A 21,157-nucleotide genomic window follows, 5' to 3' on the forward strand; every position below is an offset into this window, starting at 1 on the left:
GGGCATTGATAATACCGGTCAGGCGCAAACAAGTGTTCCGGGGCCCACATCCGACATGTCCGAATTCCACGGCGTCTTTCCCTATCTCGTCTCGCCCGTCGATGCCGACGGCTCGTTGCGGACTAATGTTCTAGGCAAGCTCTGCGACGATCTGATCGGCGCCGGCGTGCACGGCCTGACGCCGCTCGGTTCGACCGGCGAGTTCGCCTATCTCAACGCCGCGCAGCGCAACTCGATCGTGCAGACCACGATCGAGGCCGCGAAGGGCCGCGTGCCCGTCGTGGCCGGTGTCGCGTCCACCTCGACGGTGGACGCGGTGGCGCAGGCAAGGGCGTATCAGAAGCTCGGCGCCGACGGCATTCTGGCGATCCTGGAGGCCTACTTCCCGCTCGCCGACGCGCAGGTCGAATCCTATTTCCGCAGCATCGCGGATGCCGTGGACATTCCCGTCGTCATCTATACCAATCCGCAATTCCAGCGCTCCGATCTCACCCTCGATGTCATCGCGCGCCTCGCCGAGCATCCGCGCATCGGCTACATCAAGGACGCCTCGACCAACACCGGCCGCCTGCTTTCGATCATGAACCGCTGCGGCGATTCCTTGCGCGTGTTCTCGGCCTCCGCCCATATCCCGGCCGCGGTAATGCTGATCGGCGGGCTGGGTTGGATGGCGGGACCGGCCTGCATTATCCCGCGCCAGAGCGTCGCGCTCTACGACCTCTGCAAGGCCAGCCGCTGGGACGAGGCCATGGTGCTCCAGCGCACGCTGTGGCGCATCAACGAAGCCTTCGCCCGCTTCAATCTTGCCGCCTGCATCAAGGCGGGGCTGGCCATGCAGGGCTATGACGTCGGCGATCCAGTCCCGCCGCAGACGCCGCTGACAGCCGAGCAGCGCAAGGCCGTGGAAGCGGCGTTGCGGGAGCTGGGCTGATCGCCCCACCCCGTCGTGGCCGGGCTTGACCCGGCCATCCACGCCTTACCCCACGGAAGCAAGAACGTGGATGCGCGGGACAAGCCCGGGCACGACGAATCCATGGTCCCACCCGCCCAAAACCACGGCTGGTCTCGCCTGCGTCGATCCGCTAAAAGGCTGCCGCATTTCAAGAGACTTCAAGGACCCAGCGGAATGAACATTCTTCCCGGCAATTTGCGTTTCGGAGCGGGGCAGCCCGTCAAGCGTTTGGAAGATCAGCGACTGCTCACCGGGAAGGGCCAGTTCATCGACGACAAGCCGGAAGACGGCGCGCTGTGGTTGCATGTGCTGCGCTCGCCGCATGCCCACGCGAAGATCGTGTCGATCGACGTCAGCGCGGCGGCCGCGATGCCCGGCGTTGCCGCGATCTACACCGGTGCCGAGCTGATCAAGGACGACATCGGCACCATTCCGACGCTGAGCATCTTCAAGCGCCCCGACGGCAAGCCGATGACGGTGCCGCCGCGGCGACTGCTCGCGCACGAAACCGTGCGCTACGCCGGCGAGGCCGTGGCGGCAGTGGTCGCCTCGTCGCGTGCCGACGCGCAGAGCGTGGCGGAAGCAATCGTGATCGAATATGACGTGCAGCCGGCGGTGGTCGATCCCGTCGAGGCCGTAAAACCCGGCGCGCCCGTGGTGTGGCCCGAGGCGCCCGACAACATCGTCGGTGCGATGAGCTATGGCGACGCCGCCAAGGCGGATGAGGCCTTCGCCAGGGCCGCGCATACGGTCGAGCTCGACATTGTCAGCCAGCGCCTTGTTCCGTCAGCGATGGAGCCGCGCTCGACCATCGCGGAGATCGATAAGAAGTCCGGCCGTCTCCTGCTGCATGTGCAGTCGCAGACGCCGGCCTCGACCCGCGACGTGCTCGCCGAAGCCGTGTTGAAGCGTCCCAAGGACAGCGTGCGTGTCCTGGTCGGCGACATCGGCGGCGGGTTTGGCCAGAAGACCAATCTCTATCCGGAAGACGGCATCGTCGCCTATGCCGCGACCAAGCTGAACAAGAGGATCCGCTGGCGCGGCGATCGCACCGACGAGTTCGTCGGCGGTACCCACGGCCGCGATCTCACCTCGACCGCGTCGTTCGCGCTGAACGAGAAGGGCAAGGTACTGGCCTATCGCGTCAAGTCGATCGGCTGCACTGGCGCTTATTCGTCGGGTGCCGCCAACATCATTCCGCTGGTGCTCGGGCCCTTCGTGCAGACCGGCGTCTACGATCTGCCGCTGGTGCATTTCGAGGTGAAGTCGGTGATGACCCACACCGCGCCGGTCGGCGCCTATCGCGGCGCAGGCCGGCCCGAGGCGGTGTTCATCGTCGAGCGCCTGTTCGACGCCGCTGCGCGAAAAATCGGCATGGATCCGCGCGCGATCCGGAAAGCGAACTACATCAAGCCGGCGCAACTGCCCTATACCAATGCGGCCGGGCAGGTCTACGATTCCGGCGCGTTTGCGCATATGCTCGATCGCGCCGTGAAGCTCGCCGATTGGGACGGTTTTGCCGCGCGCAAGAAGGCCGCGAAGAAGAAGGGCCTGCTCTATGGCCGCGGGCTGACCTCCTACATCGAATGGACCGGCGGCCGCGCCCACACCGAGAAGGTCAGTCTGCATGCGACCTCGCAGGGCCGCGTCATCCTGCATTCCGGGACCATGGCGATGGGGCAGGGCTTGCAGACCACCTACACGCAAATGATCTCCGATAGCCTCGGCATTGCCCTGGACAAGATCGACGTCGTGCAGGGCGATACCGATCTTGCCACGGGCTTTGGCAGCGTCGGCTCGCGCTCGTTGTTCGTCGGCGGCACCGCGGTCGCGGTTTCCTCCAACGATCTGATCCAGAAGGCGCGGGAGAAGGCGGCGAACGTGCTGGAGACCTCGGTCGAGGACATCGAATACCAGGGCGGCATGCTCACCGTGGTCGGCACCGACCGCCGCATCAGCCTGTTCGAGCTCGCCGAGAAGGAGCGCGGCGCCAAGCTCAGCGTCGATTCCGAAGGCGAGGTCGATGGGCCGAGCTGGCCGAACGGCACCCATATCTGCGAGGTCGAGATCGATCCCGAGACCGGCGTCTCCCGCGTCGTACGCTACACCACCGTCGACGACGTCGGCATCGCCGTGAACCCGATGCTGGTGACGGGCCAGATCCATGGCGGCGTCGCGCAGGGCATCGGGCAGGCGCTGTATGAGGGCGTGTCCTATGACGCCGAAGGCCAGCTCCTCACCGCGAGCTACCAGGACTACTGCATCCCGCGTGCCGACGACGTTCCGCCGATCGTGGTGACGCTCGACGACTCCGCGCCTTGCCGCACCAATCCGCTCGGCGCCAAGGGATGCGGCGAATCCGGCGCCATCGGCGGCCCGCCCTGCGTCACCAACGGCGTGATGGACGCGCTCGCCGAACTCGGCATCACCCAGCTCAACACCCCGCTGACGCCGCAGAAGATCTGGAAGGCGATCCAGGAGGCGAGGGTGAGCGCTTAACACTCGCTGTCGTCCCGGGGCGTGCGAAGCGCGAGCCCGGGACCCATAGCCACAGGGAGTAGTTTGGCGAAGGCTCATGGTTACCCGCTTCGCGCCACAACTTCTCCCTGGGGGTATGGGTCCCGGCCTTCGCCGGGACGACAGGTGAGAGTGTTGCACCAGCTCTCTCAAATCCCCAGCATCATCTTCGCAATAATATCGCGCTGGATCTCCGAGGTGCCGCCGAAGATGGTGTAGGCCCGCCCGTTGAGATATTCCGGCACCACCGTCAGCATCTCCTCCGGGATCGCCGGCTCGTGGTTGAGCTTGTAGAGCGGGCGCATCGGCTCGACCGCGAGGGCGTCGTGGCCGATGACGTCGGCCCCTAACCGCGTCACCGCCTGGCGAATTTCACTGTTGCGCAGCTTCAGGATTGACGACACCGCGCCGGGATTTTGTCCGGTCTGGAGCGCCGAGAGCACGCGCAGCTCGGTCATCTCCAACGCGTCGATGTCGATCTCGACCTCGGAGATGCGTGTCGCGATATCGAGACCGTCGATCGCGCGTCCGGTCAAATCGGATTCAGCCAGCTCCGAGATCTCCTTCAGTCCTTCGCGCAGCTTCGCCGATGCGATGCCGGAGCCACGCTCGAACTCGAGCAGATATTTGCCGTAGGTCCAGCCCTTGCCTTCTTCGCCGACGCGGTTGGCCACCGGAACCCGCACGTCGTCGAAAAACACCTGATTGACCTCGTGGTCACCGCCGATGGTCAGGATCGGGCGCGTTGTAATGCCCGGTGTCTTCATGTCGATCAGGACAAAGCTGATGCCGTCCTGCTGCCGCGGCCCGTCGCTGGTGCGCACCAGTGCGAACATGCGGTTGGCGTGATGCGCGTGCGTGGTCCAGATTTTCGTGCCGTTGATGATGTAGTCGTCGCCGTCGCGCACCGCGCGGGTCTTCAGCGAAGAGAGGTCGGAGCCGGAGCCCGGCTCGGAATAGCCCTGGCACCAATAGTCCTCACCGGAGAGGATCCGCGGCAGGTAGAAATTCTTCTGCTCCGGTGAGCCGAAGCCAATGATGACGGGCCCGACCATCTTCACGCCCATCACGTTGACGTTCGGAACACCAGCCCGCGCGCTTTCGGTCTCGAAAATCCAGCGCTGCGCCGGCGTCCAGTCGGGGCCGCCATGCTCGACCGGCCAGCCCGGCGCGCCCCAGCCCTGGCGGTGCAGCGTGCGCTGCCAGGCCATGCCGATATCGGGATAGGAGAACACCGACGGCGTCAGCGCGGTCGCACGCTTCATCTCCTCGGTGAGATTCTTGGCAATGAAGCCGCGCACGGCGTCCTGGAAGGCGCGCTCCTCGGCATTGAACGACAGGTCCATAGTGCGCTCCTCTGATTTCAGGCAGGCACGGCCGCGCGGCCAAGCTCGGCGTGGCGGCGATAATGATGCGCGCTGCCGCCGAACAGCGTGTCGAAGGCGATCAGCCGCTTGAAATAGGCGCCGACCTCGAGCTCCTCGGTGACGCCCATGCCGCCGTGAAGCTGGATCGACTGCTCGCCGACAAAGCGCGCGCATTTGCCGATCTTCGCCTTCGCGCCCGATGCGGCCCGCGCGCGCTCGACCGGTTCGGCATCGACCTTCAGTGCGGCGCGCAGTGCCATCGAGCGCGCCTCATCGACCTGCATCGCCATGTCGGCGAGGCGATGACGGATCACCTGGTTGGCGGACAGCGGCCGGCCGAACTGTTTTCGGATCTTGGTGTACTCCAGCGTCGTATCGAGTAACGTCTGCATGATGCCGACGGCTTCCGCGCCAAGCGCAGCCATGGCGCGGTCGACTGCCCATTCGATCGCCGGCAGCGCGTCGTGACCGTCGCCGAGCAGGACATCCTCCGGCAGGTGCACGTCGGACAGCTCGATGTTGCAGGCCCGTCCGCCGCCGAGGCGCGCATAGTCGCTGATCGCAAGGCTTGGCGTCTGCGCCGGCACCAGGAACAGGCCGATCCGGCCGGACAGACCTTGATGGTCATGGATATGCGCGGAGACGATGATGTTGTCGGCGGCATGGCCGTCGAGCACGGCAATCTTGCTGCCGGCGAGGCGCCAGCCCTGTGCCGTCTTGTTCGCGATGGTCGCGACCTTGGCCAAATCGAACCGTGCCGCGCGCTCGGAATGGGCGAAGGCGAGCTTCAGCGTTCCGTCCGCGATCTTCGGCAGTAGTGCCTGCTTCTGCGCCGTGCTGCCGCATCTATCGATCAGCGCAGCCCCGAGCACGACCGTTGCGAGATAGGGCTCAGACACCAGCCCGCGGCCAAACGCCTCCATCAAAATGCCGATCTCGACCGCACCGCCGCCGAGCCCGCCAAGTTCCTCCGCGATCGGCAGCGCCAGCCAGCCGAGTTCGGCGAACTGCTTCCAGACCGCCGGGCTGAAGCCGAGCGGATCGTTCGCCGACTTGCGGCGGTGATCTGCATCGTAGCTTTCGGCCACGAAGCGCTCGGCGCTCTCGCGCAGCAGCCGTTGCTCGTCGGTGAGATTGAGATCCATTGAGTCTACTCCGCGGCCGCCGGGGGCTTGCGCACGGAGGGATGCAAGCCGGACGGATCGACCACCATGCCGAACTCCTGAAGGTTATGGGCGTGACAGAGCTGATGCAGCGCAAAGGCCTGGTCGATCGCGGCCGGCTGGCCCATCACGTCGACCGAGCGGTTGACCGCTTCCTTGGTCAGCTTCAACGCGAATGACGGTTTTGCCGCGATCCTGCGCGCCAGCGCCAGTACGGAGGATGACAGCTCCGCGCGCGGCACGACTTGGTTGACCATGCCGAGCTGATGCGCCTCCTGCGCGCTCCAGCTATCGGCGGTGAACAGAAATTCCTTGGCTTTGCGCGGGCCGAGCTCCCAGGGATGCACGAACCACTCGACGCCGCAGACACCCATGGCGACGACAGGATCGCAGAACTGCGCATCGTCGCTGGCGACGATGAGGTCGCAGGCCCAGGCCAGCATCAGCCCGCCGGCGATGCACTTGCCGTGCACCTCCGCGATCGTCGGCTTGGCGAGGTTGCGCCAGCGCCGCGTGATCTGGAGGTAGATTTCCTGCTCGCGCGCGAAGCGGCCATGGGCGTTGGGTTCGGCAAAACCGCCCCAATTTCCGATCGGCGGAAAATCGACCCCTGCGGCGTTCTTTCCGCCGGGCCGCAGATCGTGCCCAGAGGAGAAGTGCGGCCCGTTGCCGGCGAGGATGATGACCTTGACCGTATCGTCCTGCACTGCCTCGTCGAAGGCAGCGTTGAGATCGTAGGTCATTTGCAGGTTCTGCGCGTTGCGCGCATCGGGCCGGTTCATCACGATCCGGGTGATCGCCGGCTCCGGCCTCTCCACGAGGATGGTCTCGAACGAGGACATGGCGTTCCCTTGGCGTTTCCGTCTTGGTGTTATTGTTGCTCCGAGTTGACTATGTCGGCCAATGATAGGCAAGAGGCTTGCGTAAATCGGCTGCTTCGCGCCCAGGTAAGGACGCATGACGTCTGGCGCCTCGCGCACTCAATCTGATAGTTTGCACCAGATTCCACCGGGAGAAAGTTTGATGCGCAAAGATCCTCACCGTGCTGGCGGCGCTGGCCTCGCTCAGCCTCACCAATTGCGGCTACAACGCGATCCAGAGCGAGGACGAGCGGATCAAGGCCAACTGGTCGGAGGTGGTGAACCAGTATCAGCGCCGCGCCGATCTCGTGCCCAATCTCGTCAACTCGGTGAAGGGCTTTGCGCAGCAGGAGAAGGACGTGCTGCTCGGCGTCACCAATGCCCGGGCCAAGGTCGGCAGCATCCAGGCAACCCCGGAGGTGCTCAACGATCCCGCAGCGTTCCAGAAATTCCAGGCCGCCCAGGGCGAGCTCTCCAGCGCGCTGTCGCGGCTGCTGGTCGTCACCGAGAACTACCCTCAGCTCAAATCGGACGCGCTGTTCAAGGATCTGATGTCCCAGCTCGAGGGCACCGAGAACCGGATCACGGTGGCGCGCAACCGCTACATCAAGGCGGTGCAGGACTATAATGTCACCATCCGCTCGTTCCCGAGCAACCTCACCGCGATGATGTTCAGCTACAAGGAGAAGCCGAATTTCTCGGTCGGGAACGAGAAGGAAATCTCGACCGCGCCGAAGGTCGACTTCAATCCGGCACCCGCGCCGTCGAAGTAGGCGCGTAAGCTTCCCATGTGCGCCACACCCTCCGCCGTCATCCCCCGCGAAAGCGGGGAATCCAGTACGCCGCGGCTTCTCCGTATCCCTCCGGCGCCTCTGGAATACTGGATCGCCCGGTCAAGCCGGGCGATGACGAGGAGTATGTCGTGCGTTTTGTGGCGAACGATAATCGTATTTGCGCTGTTGCTTGGCTGGTCGCTCCCCGCCTCAGCGGACGTCGCGGTGCCGCAGCTCACCGGACGCGTGGTCGACCAGACCGGCACCCTGTCGAGCGGCGACATTGCAGCGCTGTCGCAAAAACTCCGTGATTTCGAGACGCGCAAGGGCAGCCAGATCGCCGTGCTGATCGTATCGACGACGGAGCCTGAGACGATCGAGCAGTTCTCGATCCGCGTCGCGGAGGCCTGGAAGATCGGACGCAAGAAGGTCGATGACGGCGCGATCCTCGTGGTGGCCAAGAACGACCGGCATTTGCGGATCGAGGTCGGCTACGGCCTCGAGGGTGCGCTGACCGACGTGACCTCGCGGCGGATCATCGACGAGGTCGTCACTCCAAAGTTCCGAACGGGCGACTTCGCCGGCGGAATCGCTGATGGCGTCGATCGCATGGTTCGCATCATCGACGGTGAGCCTTTGCCGGTTCCCTCGCGCAGCGTAAATTTCGGCAATTTGGAAAACATCGGGCCGATCATCCCGGTCACGCTGTTTGCCTCGTTCATCATCGGCGGAATTCTGCGCACCTTGCTGGGGCAACTGCTGGGCTCAGTCGCGACCGGCAGCCTGATCGGTGTTTTGGCGTTGTTCTTTGTCGGATCCGTCGGCGTTGCCGTGATCGTCGGGTTCATCGGTTTCTCCCTGGCGTTCATCGCCGATCTTTTTCCGAAGTCCACGGGCCCATCGCGCGGCGGCTCCCGGTCGAGCGGTTCCTCGTCGGGCGGCGGCTGGAGCAGCGGTTCGTCGTCCAGCGATAGCGGCAGCTTCAGCGGCGGTGGCGGCAGCTTTGGCGGCGGCGGTGCCTCGGGGAGCTGGTAGGTCATGAGCATCAGGCGCATCAGCAGGCATCTGCTCCAGCACCATTGGCGGGCAAAGCGGGTGTTTCCGCAAAACGTGCTCGACCGCATCGAGCAGGCGATCAGGCAGGGCGAGACCACACATTCCGGCCAGGTCCGTTTCGTCGTCGAAGGCGCGCTCGACGGCGCGCCTCTGTTCCGCAACCAGCCGGCGCGCGAGCGCGCGCTCGACGTGTTCTCGCATCTGCGCATCTGGGACACCGCGCACAACAGCGGCGTCGTGATCTATCTCCTCCTCGCCGACCGCGACGTCGAGATCGTCGCCGACCGCGGCATCGACGCGAAGGTCGGCGCCGAGGGCTGGGAGAGCATCTGCCGCGCGATGGAGGCGGAGTTCAGGTCAGGCCAGTTCGAGCGCGGCGTGCTCGGCGGCATCGAGGCGGTGACGCGAGAGCTGGCAAAGCATTTCCCGCCGCAAGGCCCGCATCGCAACGAGCTGCCGGATGAGCCAGTGGTGATGTAGCTCCGACGTCGTCCTGGCGAAGGCCAGGACCCATAACCCCAGGGAGAAGTTTGGCGAGGACTCATCGTTCGGAACTCACACCGCTCACCATCGATGGACCTCGCGGTATGGGTCCTGGCCTTCGCCAGGACGACATTGTGGGTGCATCGTGCTTCGCCTCGCGAATGGACGGGCTCGGCGAGAGCCCCCTAATCATCCAGCTTGTTCAAATCCCTGACCGACTGCATAATCGGTTCGAAATTCGAACGCGCATCCAGCGCGTCGAACAATTGCGCGGTGTCTTCCAGCAGACCGTGCGACCTCGCAATCGCGATCCGTACATCTTCCTGCGGCGTATCGGACAGCCGTCCGTGCCCTGACAGCAAAATCTTCGTATCCAGCCCCTTGATGCGCTCAAGCGACTGGATGTAGTCGGAGATGCTGCCGGAGCCGAACACGCCGCCCATGACGCCGCCGGGCATCAGGGTGTCGGCGGCGAACAGCAGGCCCTTGTCCTGGTCGAACAGCGTGATGCAGGCCGAGGTGTGGCCCGGCGTATACATCACGTTGAGACGGAAATTGCCGAGGTCGATCAGATTGCCTTCCTCGAGCCAGATGTCGATGTTGATCGGCACGTTCGGCTCGTTGAACATCTTTCGCAGCATCGAGAAATCATCGCGCAGCATGATCTTGTTGGCGGCAAGGCGATGAGCCGCGACAAAAGTGCGGCGTTCGTTGAAGTGCCAGGCGGCGCCGATATGGTCGAGGTGCTCGTGGCTCAGCACCACCATGTCGATCTTTTCCGGCGGGCAGTCGATGAAGTTCAGGCATTCCACCATCGCCGGATAATTCGAGGATAGCCCGACATCGATCAGGATCGTGCGCGCCGAGCCGCGTATGAGATAGGCGTTGGCGGCGCGGTTGGAGAAGCGGATCTGGTAGACGTCGTCCGCGGCCTGGATCAGCGAGCAAATGTCGTTCTTCATCAGGATCGGGAATGCGGTGGGCTTGCGGTCGCTCATGATTGCGCTGCCCCGTAGGTGACGGCGTTGGAGGCGCGCAGGCGTTTGGAGAGCGCGTCCATCACCATCAGCGCAAACGCCGGCTGCTGGCTGACGAGATAGACGAAGCGGGCGTGATTGATCCTCATCACCTTTGTATGCGGCACGGCCGCGATCGCCGTCGCCGAGCGCGCTGAGCCGTCGATCACGGCCATCTCGCCGAAGAACTCGCCCTTGCCCAGCTTGACGATGGTGGTCCTGGCCGCGCCGCTGATCTTGGCGATTTCGACCTCGCCGTCGAGGACGACGAACAGCTCGCGGCCCGTCGAGCCTTCCTCGAAGATGACGTCATCGACACCAAACTCGTGAACGCACTTCTCGATCGTCATGACATCCTCTGGCCTTCTGGCTGACGGGACTCGCCATGTTAGCCGGGGACCAATGTCCGGCAAACAACCCCTTCGGCTAAGCCCGGCGGTCTGCCGCAGGGCAGCATCGGCTCACAATTTGTTTCACGCCGCCACGCCGGTTCCACTTTCCGGGCCAAATTCGGCCTCGGACGAGTTCCTAAAATTTCGGTAAGCGGTCCGAAGGTAAGGATTTCGCAAGCAATGAAAGTTACCAAAAGGTCAATCTAGACTGGAGTATTTGAGCCGTGAGCGAACCAATGCCCGAGCAGGCCGCCCAAGACGCTGGCGAGCGCACTGGCGCCGTCGAAGCCGCCGCTACCGCGCCGCAGGCCGTCGAGGCCGCGGCCAGCGTGGAGGCCCCTTCGATCGCCCCCGACCACGAGGCGCCACCCAAACCGGACGCCCCCAAGGTTGAGCCACCAAAGATCGAGGCTTCAAGGATCGAGGTGCCGAAGTTCAGCGCCGAGCCGGAGCCCGAAGCCAAGGCCGAGCCGAAGCCGGGCAAGCTCATCGTGATGGCGCCCGCGGAGCGGTCCTGGGACCGCGAGGATTTCGCCCCGCATGTGAAGGCGGACGAGACGCGTGAGGCCGGCGGCAAGCGGCGCCTGTCCGCGATGGCCGCGGTCGTGGTCCTCGCGGCCTGCGTCGGCGCCATCAGCGGCGCGCTCGCGACCGTGAGCGTGATGCATTTCGCTGCCAACCCGGCGCCGGCTCAGGTCGCCGACACCAGCGCGCTGGAATCTTCGGTTGCCCGAATCGACGCCGATGTTGTCGCGCTGAAGGCGAACGTCGAGCACACCTCCAAGACCGGCCTCGGCCAATCCAATCGGACCAATGACCGTCTCGACAAGCTCGAGAAGGCACAGGCCGAGCCGATGGCCAGGATCGCAAAGCTGTCCGAGACCGTCGACAAGCTCCGCGCCACGCCGCCGGCCGCGCCCGCGCAGGCCGCAGCCGCAGTGCCCGCAAAGGAGGTCACCGGCTCGATCGCGCCGACCCAGGTCGCCACGGCCGCTGCGGCGCCCGCGCTCGCCGCGCCCAAGACCGAGGTCGGCCGGCTTCCGACGGTCGAAGGCTGGGTATTGCGCGACGTCTCCAATGGCGGCGCGCTCATCGAAGGCCGGGGAGGCCTCTACGAAGTCTATGCCGGCGATCCCATCCCCGGGATCGGCCGCGTCGATGCGATCCGCCGCCAGGATGGCCGCTGGGTGGTCGTCACCAGCAAGGGCTTGATCGTCGCGCGCTAAGCCCCAATATCCGACTTTCAAAGAGGCGCTTCACCGCGATGTGAAGCGCCTTTTTGCTTGAATAGGCGTCCCCACGCGGTGTTAGTGGAGACATGAGCCGCGCGTTGCGAATTTTCGTTGCTGTCGTCGTGTTGTTCGGCGGCGCCGTGTCGTCAATGGCAGCAGAGAACGCGCCGCTCGCGCGCGGCACCGCGATCACCGATGCCGATCTTCTGCGCAAGCTCGATCAGCACGACGTGCTCACGATCTCACGTCTGTTGTGGCCGGAGCGGAACGCGGATGTCCCGCTCACAACCGAACTGCTGTTCGCATGGCTGCCGCAGCTCGCACCCATTCCGCCTGCGATCGATGCGGAGTTCGATCGCTACATCGGGCGATACAAGGCGGCCTCGCCGAACGAGACCATCGGCGTCGGCGAAGGCTTTGACGTCCAGTTGTTCGATCGGGCCGTCCTGAGATCCCGCGACACGCGCTTCGTGCTGGCCGGCATCGTCAACCGCATGGACCGGGCCTATGTGTCCGAAGACTCCTGCGGCGAGATCCGGCTGATCTACCGACTGACGCGTTTCGACGCCGCGCCGGCTGGCGCCAAGACCGCGGTGCGCCTGCCGATGACGCTCAATCTTGTGATGAAGGCGAGGGATGCGCGCCAGACCGATCGCAGCGGCAAGCCGATCACCTGCGCCGAGGTCGCGCGACGCTGGCTCGACAACGGCGATTGGCAAGGGCTGATCGGTAGTTCCCTCTATCCCTACGATGCCATGCTCGATCGCATCGAGACCAACATCCAGATCTCGATCGCGCCGAAATCGGCGCTGCACGATTTCCGCTCCGACTATCTCTTGAAGGTGTTCAAGTACAATGCCGCCACGAAGCAGTTCGAGGAATCGACGCTGGAGAACCAGATCGATCGCGACAGGATACTCGTCGACGACGATCTCCGGCGCGACTTCAAGGCCTGGCTGCTTGCGCCGGAAAATCTCCGTGAGTTCGATCGCGGCACGGTGTTGATCCCGGAGAAGTTTCTGGCCAAAGCCGCAATCGCGCCGACGCCGGCCGGCTTCGATGCATCGGACTTGCAGCCGGAGTTCGGGATGATGCACGGCGAGAGCAAAGACAAGAACGAGGCCGATCCCGTCTTCACCGATAACGACGTGGTCGGTGCGCTAACGCAGGCGGCCGCGCGCGGCATCGACATGCAGAACCTTCGCTCAGTCGCAGGCTTCCAGCGCCGCCTCAATGACGTCACCTGCTCGGGCTGCCACCAGACCCGCGGCATCGGCGGCTTTCATTTCCCGGGCGTCGATTGGCTGGTGGACAAGCCGTCGAATTCCACCATCGTGCCGGCCTCGCCGCATTTCTTCGGCGACCAGACCCGACGTCGCGACATTCTGACTGCGTTTGCCGAGGACAAACCCCCTGATTTCTCACGTGGATTTGCCAGCCGGCCACAGACTCGCGGCAGCCGTGAGTTGGCCGGGACCGAATACGAGGACGGTTGGGGCGCGCATTGTTATTTGCCAAACGCGGGATCGGGAGCCGCCGACAGGAGTTTTACGTCATGGAGGTGTGCTAAAGGTCTCAGCTGTCAGGCTGCTTCGGCATCGAGCCGCATCGGCATGTGCTTCATCGAGACGCGTTAGAGCATGATCTGGACCCGAAGGGCTGCGTTCGCGCAAAGTGCGTCGCGGTTTTCCGATAAGTTCATGCGCAAGACAAAGCCCGCAAAAGCGATTTGGACGACCCATGACGGACGCCAGCGAGGCCAACAAGGAGCGCAATCGCGAGATCGCGCGGAATGAGGAAGCAAAGCAGGTCACCGGCAGCATTCGCGTCAGCTCTTGGGCGGTCGCGGTGGTGGTCATCATCGGCGGGATTCTGTTCACGCTCGGCTGGCTGGCGGTGCGATAGGCCGGGACCCATACCGCGGAATCTATCGACGGCGGTTGGTGGGAGCACCAAACGACAAGTCTTCGCCAAACATCTTCCTGGGGCTATCGGTCCTGGCCTTCGCCGGGACGACAGCGGTGAATGTTGCGCCGGCGTGCTGCCTAACCGACCGCCCCCGACGACCGCAACTGCTTGATCGCGGCTTCGTCGTATCCCGCCTTGCGCAAAATCTCGTCACTGTGCTCGCCGACGCCGGGCGGCTTGCGCGGCTGCACCTTCTTGGCGCCGTCGACCCAGATCGGGCTGCTGATGGTGAGCATGGTGTCGTTCTCGAACGGCACCAGTACCTCGTTGTCGAGCATCTGCTTGTCGTTCGGGATGTCGTCCAGGATGCCGACGACGCCGAACACCAGCCCGTTGCCGTCGAGGATTTTCCGCCATTCGGAGAGATCCCTGGTGGCGAAGGTTTCGTCCAAAACCTTGATCAGCTCGACCGAGCGGGCGTGGCGGTCGGCCTTGGTGGCGAAACGCGCATCGGCGATCAGGTCCTCCCGCCCGAGGCACCGGGCGAGCGTCGGCCATTGCCGCTCCTCGTTGAGAAGCGACAGGATCAGCCAGCGGCCGTCCTTGCATTGATAGTGGTTGGCCACCGCATTGAGCGCGCGCTCGCGCGGCCGCCGCTCGCCGAACTTGGCGCCGCAGAGCTTGGCCTGCGCCAGCACGCTCGCCGCCCACACGCCGTTCGCCATCAAATTGGAGGCGACATGGGAGCCCTTGCCGGTCCTCTCGCGCTGATAGAGCGCCGTGACGATCGCGCTGTACAACGCCATGGCGCAGGGATGGTCGCCCATGCCGGCGACCGAGCGGGCTGGCGTCGTGTCAGTGTCGGCGCGGACGAGGTCCATCAGGCCGGAGCGCGCCCAATAGGCGTTGCTGTCGAAGCCGGGCTTGTTAGCCTCCTCGCCCTTCTCGCCATAGCCGGTGAAGGAGGCGTAGATCAGCCGGTCGTTGAGATGGGCGAGGTGATCATAGGTGATGCCGAGCTTGGCGCGCACCGGCGGCGGCATGTTGGTGATGAAGACGTCGGACTCTTCCACAAGCTTGTAGAGCACCGCCTGCGCCTCCGGCTTGGAGAGGTCGAGCGCGAGACTCTTCTTGTTGCGGGCTTCGAGCAGCCAGGCGAAATTGTGCTCGCCGGTTGGATAGCCCGGCAGGTTCGGCAGATTGCGATAGGGGTCACCGGCGCCGGGCGGCTCGATCTTGATGACGTCAGCGCCGAAATCCGACAGCACGGTCGCGGCAGCGGGCGCAGCGATGAAGCTCGCACAGTCCAGAACCTTGAGCCCTGCAAAAATGTCTTTTTCCATCGTGGCGTTGCTCCCTCATGCTTGTTGTTTCCGCCGGCTGGAATTGGCGCGGCCACATCATGGGAGCATTAGACCGATGTTCTGGCGGGATGCAACGGCGTCGAGCGCAGTGCTCTGATCCGTCATCCTGAGGTGCGAAGCGTGGGGCGCATCGCGCCCCATGCGGAGCCTCGAAGGATGAACGGCCGGGATGCGGCCGGGCCGTCGCCCTTCGAGGCTCGTCCTACGCTTGCCGCGCAGGACGAGCACCTCAGGATGACGGTCTTAGATTGGCTCTGTTGAGGCTTCACAATAATTGCACCTACTCCTCGCCTGCGAGCAGCGCAGCGTTGCCACCGGCCGCCGCGGTATTGATCGTCACGGTCTGTTCAGTGGCAAAGCGTGCGAGATAGTGCGGGCCGCCGGCCTTCGGACCGGTTCCGGACAGGCCGTTGCCGCCGAACGGCTGCACGCCGACCACGGCGCCGATCATGTTGCGGTTGACGTAGATGTTGCCGACCTGGACCTGGTCGATGATTGCCTCGACCGTGTCGTCGATGCGGGAGTGGACGCCGAGCGTGAGCCCGTAGCCGGTGCGCTCGATCGCTTGCAGCACGCTTTCGAGGTTCTCGGCCGGATAGCGCACGACATGCAGGACCGGGCCGAACACTTCCTCGGTGAGCTGGCCGGCATCCCTAAGCTCGAAAATATGCGGCGCGACGAAGCAGCCCTCCGGCGCCGTGCCGGCAAAGTGCAGCCGCGCTTCTAGCTTCATTCGCGCGACATGTGCGTCCAGCCGCTGCTTGGCCTCCTGGTCGATCACCGGCCCGACATGAGTTGCGACGTTGGTGGGATCGCCCATCCTCAATTCGCGCGCCGCGCCCGCGATCATCTCGATCATGCGGTCGGCGACGTCCTCCTGCACGAACAGCAGACGCAGCGCCGAGCAGCGCTGGCCGGCAGAGCGAAACGCCGATGTCACGACGTCGTCGGCGACCTGTTCGGGCAGTGCGGTTGCATCCGCGATCATGGCATTGATGCCGCCGGTCTCCGCGATCAGCGGCACGATCGGCCCGTCCTTGGCGGCAAGCGTCCGGTTGATCGCGCGGGCGACCTCGGTCGAGCCGGTGAAGACGACCCCGGCGACGTGGGGATGCGCCGTCAGCGCCGCGCCGATGCGTCCGTCGCCGATGACCAAATGCAACACGCTTGCGGGAATGCCGGCCTCGTGCAGCAGCCGCACGGCTTCGCGCGCGATGCCCGGGGTCTGTTCGGCTGGCTTTGCCACCACGCTATTGCCGGCCATCAGCGCCGCCGTGACCTGGCCGAGGAAGATCGCGAGCGGAAAATTCCAGGGCGAGATCGCCACGAACACACCGCGGCCGCGCATGGCGAGTGCGTTGCTTTCGCCGGTCGGACCTGGCATCGCCGCCTCGTTGCCGAATAGTTTTCGGCCCTGCGCGGCATAGTAGCGGCAGAAGTCGGCGGCCTCACGCAACTCCGACAGCGCATCGTCGAGCGTCTTGCCGCCCTCGTGCTGCAACAGCGCGATGAAATGGGCGCTGCGGCTCTCCAACAGATGCGCGGCCTGCTCCAGCGCCGCGGCGCGTGTGGCTGCCGGCGTCCGGCTCCAGGCTGCAAAGCCCGCGCGTGCTGCTGCGACCGCCGCGTTGGCCTGATCGGGCGTTGCGTTGGCAACCGGCTTGAGATCAGGCGTCTCGGCGTTGACGTGGGTCAGCAGACGGTCGAGCGCGGCACGCTCGCCGAACTCAATGCCACCTGAATTGCGCCGCTCCGGGGCAAAGAGATCGCATGGCAGCGGAATTTTCGCGTGATGCGCCTGATCAGGCCGCACGATCAGATCGGCCGGGCGCTTCAGCAGCGCCGAAACCGGCACGCGGTAATCTGCAGCCTGCGCCACGAAGGACGAATTGGCGCCGTTCTCGAGCAGCCGCCGCACCAGATAGGCGAGCAGGTCGCGATGACTGCCGACCGGCGCATAGGTGCGGTAGGCGATCTCGGGGTGATCCTTCGCAAGCTGCTCGTAGAGCGCTTCGCCCATGCCATGCAGACGCTGAAACTCGAAACCGCCGCTCTCGCCGGCAAGCTCCAGCACGGTCGCCACCGTCAGCGCATTGTGGGTGGCGAATTGCGGGAAGATGCGCGGCCGCAAGGCAAGAAGCTTCGAGGCGCAGGCGACGTAGTTGAGATCCGTCATCGCCTTGCGCGTGAACACGGGATAGCCGTCCAGCCCGCGTTCCTGCGCGCGCTTGATCTCGGTGTCCCAATAGGCGCCCTTGACCAGCCGCACCATCAGCTTGCGATCGTGGGCACGGGCCAGCGCATCGACATGGTCGATCACCGCGCTGGCGCGCTTCTGATAGGCTTGGATCGCGAGCCCAAATCCGTCCCAGCCCGCAAGCGAAGGATCGGCGAGTGTTGCCGCGATGACGTCGAGCGACAGCTCCAGCCGGTCGGCCTCCTCGGCATCGACGGTGAAGTTCAGGTCATAGGCCTTGGCGCGCTGGGCAAGATCGAGCAGTTGCGGCACCAGTTCGCGCATCACACGCTCGTGGCTGATGGCCTCGAAGCGCGGATGCAACGCCGAGAGTTTGACGGAGATGCCGGGGCGGTCGGGCAGGGGATGGCTGCCAGCCGCCTTGCCAATGGTTTCGATTGCGCTGGCATAGGCGTCGAAATAGCGCCTCGCGTCCGCGGCCGTGCGCGCGCCCTCGCCGAGCATGTCGAAGGAGTAGCGCGGCTTCAGGCCGGAGCGCGGCCGGCCCCGCTCCAGCGCCTGTCCGATGGTCTCGCCGAGCACGAAATGATTGCCCATCAGCCGCATTGCCTGGCGCGTGGCCGTGCGCACTGCTGGCGCCCCTAACCGCTTCACCAGCCGGCCGATGGTGCCGTCGGGCGTCTCGCCGGGCTGGATCACCCGCGCCGACAGGCCGAGCGCCCAGGCCGAGGCGTTGACGAGGAAAGCCGTGGACTTGGTCTCGTGATGGATGAAATCGCCTTCGCCGAGCTTGTCCTCGATGAACTGGTCGGCGGTCCGCGCGTCGGGCACGCGCAGCAGCGCCTCGGCCAATACCATCAGCGCCAGCCCTTCCTTGGTGGAGAGCGCGAACTCCCGCAGCATGTCCTCGACCCCGCCAAGGCGGTCGTCGCGCTTGCGGATCGCCTCGATCAGCCGCGTCGCGGTGCGGTCGATCCGCGCCTCCTGTGGTGGGCTCAGATGTGCAGCGGGCAGAAGGCGAGCGGCGATCTCGGCATCATCGGGCGCGTAAGGGGCGGTGAAAGAAGGCGGGATGTTCGACATGGCGTGTCCTATTGCTCGCCCTCAAGATAATTCCCGCTGCGCCGTTGTTCGATAGACAAATTAGCGAGTTAGCCTTAGAAAATGAAGATAAACTCGGAATATGCCTTGGTTATTATGGAATTAGATCGAATAGACCGGAAAATCCTCTCGATCCTGCAAGAGGATGGGCGAATCTCCAATGTCGAGCTCGCCGAGCGCATCGGGCTGTCGCCGACCTCGATCGGCGAGCGACTGAAGCGGTTGCAGCGTGAGGGCTTTGTCGAAGGTTATGGCGCGAGGCTCAATCCGCACCGGCTCGGCCTCGGACTTCTGGTGTTCGTCGAGGTGCTGCTCGACAAGACCACGCCGGACAATTTCGAACGCTTCGCGCGCGCCGTGAAACTCGCCCCTGAAGTGTTGGAGTGTCACATGGTTGCCGGCGGCTTCGACTATCTTGTGAAGGCGCGGCTGGCAGACATGACCGCGTATCGGCGTTTCCTCGGCGAGAGCTTGCTGTCGATGCCGGGCGTGCGCGAGACGCGAACCTACGCGGTGATGGAGGAGATCAAGCGCGACGCACCGTTGCCGGTGGGCTGAGAAGTGCCGTCGCGATTGTCATTGCTGAGGCGTTGAACGAGCGGCCTTCGCGGGCAAAAATAGCTATCCGTGCGCAAACGCAACGCCTGTCGTCGAATGCACTGGCCGTCATCTGAAATTTTCTTGGCCCAACTCCCGGACCAGATCCGGGAGGCAGCTAAACGCCGGCGGGCTTAAAGCTTGAGGTTCTCTGCGGACGTCTTGCCCCGGTTTGCGATCTCTTCATATTCCACCGACTGTCCTTCGTTCAGGGACGACAGTCCGGCTTTCTGCACTGCCGAGATATGCACGAACACATCCTTGCCTCCCGACGCGGGCTGGATAAATCCATAACCCTTCGTCGGATTGAACCACTTGACCGTACCTTTAGCCATCACGACTTCTCCGCGGGTCTTCCTCCGAGATCTCGAACCGCCAGTCCCCGCCAACCGGCCGGTTCGGTCCTAACAGGATACGCGGAATGTGGCAGGCTTGGTAGCTCAAACCATATCGGCATTCCGCGGAAAACAGCTCAACTTCGCGGCGTTCTTGCCGGATTTGCCCGTTTCGCGGTCAATCGGCACGAACGCGCGCAGCGACTTGTTAATAAGTCGCGGCCAGATAGTCGACGATCTTGCCGACGTCGGCATCATCGATCGGCGCGCCGTAGACCTTGATCATCTTGGTCACCTCGGCTTGCCAGAACTCCTTCCTGTTCTTCATCGGCGGCTGCGTGTTGATGTAGTCGGCCGAATGGCAGGCGCTGCAATTGCCCTGCACGACCTCGAGATTAGGCCCCGGCTTGAATGCGGCGACCTCGTCCGGAAGCTGGTAGTTGACGGGCGCCGCGGTCACAGAGCCGAAGCCGGCGGCGAGCACGATGGCGAGGAGAGCGGTCCGTTGCATGATCATCCTCCTCAGGCCACCGTCACGCGGACGGTTTCGACGATGTTGCGCAAATAACCCGCCGGGTTCCAGCGCGGCGTATCCGGCTGCGTTTCGCCGCCATTGCTGGTGGCGCGCACCTTGAGCTCGTAGGCACCGGCTGCGAGCTTCACCGGCAGCTTCCATTCGCGGAATGAGTATTTGCCAAGATCCTTGCCGAGCTTCGCGCTGGTCCAGGTCTTGCCGCCGTCGGTGGACACAGCGACCTCCTTGATGCCCTTGCCGCCGTCGAAGGCGATGCCGCGCAGCGTTGTGCCTCCGGCCTTCAGCTTCGACCCGTCGGGGACGCTGGTGATGAAGGAGCGGATGGTGAAGCGGTTGATCGGGATGGTCGCCTTCGGCGCGGTGCCGGGCTCGACCGCATTGTTCGGCGTGTCCGGAATGCGATAGGCCGACTTCATCCAGAAGCCGTCATACACGCTGTCGATGACGGTGATCTCGTTGAGGTGCTTGACCCAGTAGGTGCCGTAATAACCGGGCACGATCAGGCGCAGCGGGAAGCCGTTGAGGAACGGCAGGTCCTCGCCGTTCATGCCATAGGCCAGCATCACCTCGCCGTCGGCGGCGTGATCGAGGTCGAGCGCCTTGACGAAATCAGGCGTCTTGTCGCTGACCGGGCCGTCCATGCCGTTGAAGGTGACCTGCTTGGCACCGGCCTGCACGCCCGCCATTTCGAGCACGGTCTTCAGCGGCACGCCGCGCCAGCGCGCATTGCCCATCGCGCCGTTGGCGAGCTGGCCGCCGGCGACGCGCGGCTCGAAGAAGCCGCGGCTGTTGCCGGAGCATTGGTTGACGGCGACGATCTCCGTCGCCTTCATTTTCCTGATGTCCTTCAGCGACAGCTTGAGCGGCTTGTCGACCTTGCCCTTGACCTCGAGCGTGAACTTGTCGGGATCGAGACTGTAGGGCAGGTCCGACAGGTGATAGCGGACGAAGAACGCATTGTTGGGCGTGATCGGTCCGTCGTTGAACACCGCAAACGGCGTCTCGAGCTGCGGCGGCCGGCTGGTCAGACCGATCAACGGCCGCTTCTGCGGATATTTCACCAGCGGCCGTTCGCCATTGACGAAGGGCAGGGTGACGGTGTCCACGGCCAGCGCCTTGGTTGAGTTCAGTGTGGCCGCGATAGCAGCAAGTCCCGCTCCTTTGAGCAGGTCGCGTCTGTCAAACATTTGGTCTCCTCCCGGAGCTTTTCGTTGAGTCGCGGTCATCACCGCAGACCCACGCTCATCTGTCGCGTCGAACGGAGCGAAGTCAATTCGTGCTTTCGCAGCAGGCCCATGCCGCTGCGCTG

At 64.4% G+C, this 21,157-nt stretch carries 19 protein-coding genes; 9 read left to right on the forward strand and 10 right to left on the reverse strand.

Translation table 11 applies throughout. The features are described 5' to 3' along the window. The first annotated feature begins 55 nt into the window (after positions 1-55). Together IVB18_RS05585 and IVB18_RS05590 are read left to right on the forward strand one after the other, a co-directional pair. Positions 56-931 carry a dihydrodipicolinate synthase family protein gene (locus IVB18_RS05585; RefSeq protein ID WP_247988250.1) on the forward strand — a complete coding sequence of 292 codons (876 nt, stop codon included), beginning with the start codon at positions 56-58 and terminating at the stop codon, positions 929-931. Positions 932-1,126: 195 nt separating this feature from the next. Next, on the forward strand, positions 1,127-3,451 hold the full coding sequence (locus tag IVB18_RS05590; RefSeq protein WP_247988251.1) for a xanthine dehydrogenase family protein molybdopterin-binding subunit: 2,325 nt from the start codon (positions 1,127-1,129) through the stop codon (positions 3,449-3,451). 167 nt (positions 3,452-3,618) lie between these two features. Here IVB18_RS05590 and IVB18_RS05595 read toward each other — a convergent pair whose 3' ends face one another. From IVB18_RS05595 to IVB18_RS05605, 3 genes are read right to left on the reverse strand one after another with little or no spacing between them, the layout of a single operon-like run. Next, a complete protein-coding gene (locus IVB18_RS05595) occupies positions 3,619-4,815 on the reverse strand; it encodes an acyl-CoA dehydrogenase family protein (protein WP_247988252.1) in 1,197 nt (398 codons plus the stop codon). 17 nt (positions 4,816-4,832) lie between these two features. After that, complete coding sequence (locus IVB18_RS05600) at positions 4,833-5,981, reverse strand: acyl-CoA dehydrogenase (RefSeq protein WP_247988253.1); 1,149 nt, start codon at positions 5,979-5,981, stop codon at positions 4,833-4,835. Positions 5,982-5,986: 5 nt separating this feature from the next. After that, positions 5,987-6,841 (reverse strand): enoyl-CoA hydratase, encoded by an 855-nt coding sequence (locus tag IVB18_RS05605; RefSeq protein ID WP_247988254.1) that lies wholly within the window; start codon positions 6,839-6,841, stop codon positions 5,987-5,989. Between the two features lie 191 nt (positions 6,842-7,032). On the opposite strand from IVB18_RS05605, the gene IVB18_RS05610 reads away from it, so the two are divergent. The 3 genes from IVB18_RS05610 (at position 7,033) to IVB18_RS05620 (ending at position 9,168) form a co-directional block, all read left to right on the forward strand. Next, positions 7,033-7,632, forward strand: a complete 600-nt coding sequence (locus IVB18_RS05610) for a LemA family protein (RefSeq protein WP_247991562.1) — start codon at positions 7,033-7,035, stop codon at positions 7,630-7,632. Between the two features lie 144 nt (positions 7,633-7,776). Further along, positions 7,777-8,667: a YgcG family protein gene (locus IVB18_RS05615; protein WP_247988255.1), complete on the forward strand. Its 891-nt coding sequence runs from the start codon at positions 7,777-7,779 to the stop codon at positions 8,665-8,667. 3 nt (positions 8,668-8,670) lie between these two features. After that, positions 8,671-9,168, forward strand: a complete 498-nt coding sequence (locus IVB18_RS05620; protein WP_247988256.1) for a TPM domain-containing protein — start codon at positions 8,671-8,673, stop codon at positions 9,166-9,168. 188 nt (positions 9,169-9,356) lie between these two features. On the opposite strand, the gene IVB18_RS05625 is transcribed toward IVB18_RS05620, so the two are convergent. Then, positions 9,357-10,169, reverse strand: a complete 813-nt coding sequence (locus IVB18_RS05625; protein WP_247988257.1) for an MBL fold metallo-hydrolase — start codon at positions 10,167-10,169, stop codon at positions 9,357-9,359. Next, complete coding sequence (locus IVB18_RS05630) at positions 10,166-10,537, reverse strand: cyclic nucleotide-binding domain-containing protein (protein ID WP_247988258.1); 372 nt, start codon at positions 10,535-10,537, stop codon at positions 10,166-10,168. Before IVB18_RS05630 ends, IVB18_RS05625 begins: the two co-directional genes overlap by 4 nt. 278 nt (positions 10,538-10,815) lie before the next feature. On the opposite strand from IVB18_RS05630, the gene IVB18_RS05635 reads away from it, so the two are divergent. The 3 genes from IVB18_RS05635 (at position 10,816) to IVB18_RS05645 (ending at position 13,716) form a co-directional block, all read left to right on the forward strand. Continuing rightward, positions 10,816-11,805, forward strand: coding sequence for a hypothetical protein (locus IVB18_RS05635; RefSeq protein WP_247991563.1), 990 nt, complete (start codon positions 10,816-10,818; stop codon positions 11,803-11,805). 92 nt (positions 11,806-11,897) lie between these two features. Next, entirely contained in the window at positions 11,898-13,448 is a 1,551-nt protein-coding gene (locus IVB18_RS05640; protein ID WP_247988259.1) for a hypothetical protein, read from the forward strand. A 103-nt stretch (positions 13,449-13,551) separates the two neighbouring features. Further along, complete coding sequence (locus tag IVB18_RS05645; protein ID WP_247988260.1) at positions 13,552-13,716, forward strand: hypothetical protein; 165 nt, start codon at positions 13,552-13,554, stop codon at positions 13,714-13,716. 140 nt (positions 13,717-13,856) lie between these two features. On the opposite strand, the gene IVB18_RS05650 is transcribed toward IVB18_RS05645, so the two are convergent. Both IVB18_RS05650 and putA read right to left on the reverse strand, forming a co-directional pair. Continuing rightward, a complete protein-coding gene (locus tag IVB18_RS05650) occupies positions 13,857-15,062 on the reverse strand; it encodes a CoA transferase (RefSeq protein WP_247988261.1) in 1,206 nt (401 codons plus the stop codon). 301 nt (positions 15,063-15,363) lie between these two features. Continuing rightward, positions 15,364-18,363, reverse strand: a complete 3,000-nt coding sequence (putA, locus tag IVB18_RS05655; protein ID WP_247988262.1) for a bifunctional proline dehydrogenase/L-glutamate gamma-semialdehyde dehydrogenase PutA — start codon at positions 18,361-18,363, stop codon at positions 15,364-15,366. A gap of 114 nt (positions 18,364-18,477) precedes the next feature. Here putA and IVB18_RS05660 point away from each other — a divergent pair, with 114 nt between their 5' ends. Continuing rightward, the gene (locus IVB18_RS05660) at positions 18,478-18,939 is read left to right on the forward strand and encodes an Lrp/AsnC ligand binding domain-containing protein (protein WP_247991564.1); all 462 of its coding nucleotides are present in this window, start codon (positions 18,478-18,480) and stop codon (positions 18,937-18,939) included. 173 nt (positions 18,940-19,112) lie between these two features. On the opposite strand, the gene IVB18_RS05665 is transcribed toward IVB18_RS05660, so the two are convergent. From IVB18_RS05665 to IVB18_RS05675, 3 genes are all read right to left on the reverse strand, one after another. Next, positions 19,113-19,313 carry a cold-shock protein gene (locus IVB18_RS05665; protein WP_247988263.1) on the reverse strand — a complete coding sequence of 67 codons (201 nt, stop codon included), beginning with the start codon at positions 19,311-19,313 and terminating at the stop codon, positions 19,113-19,115. 208 nt (positions 19,314-19,521) lie between these two features. Beyond that, positions 19,522-19,824, reverse strand: a complete 303-nt coding sequence (locus IVB18_RS05670; RefSeq protein ID WP_247988264.1) for a cytochrome c — start codon at positions 19,822-19,824, stop codon at positions 19,522-19,524. Between the two features lie 11 nt (positions 19,825-19,835). Continuing rightward, positions 19,836-21,035, reverse strand: coding sequence for a molybdopterin-dependent oxidoreductase (locus IVB18_RS05675; RefSeq protein ID WP_247988265.1), 1,200 nt, complete (start codon positions 21,033-21,035; stop codon positions 19,836-19,838). Positions 21,036-21,157: the final 122 nt, after the last annotated feature.

The organism is Bradyrhizobium sp. 186 (assembly GCF_023101685.1).
GTDB lineage: Bacteria > Pseudomonadota > Alphaproteobacteria > Rhizobiales > Xanthobacteraceae > Bradyrhizobium.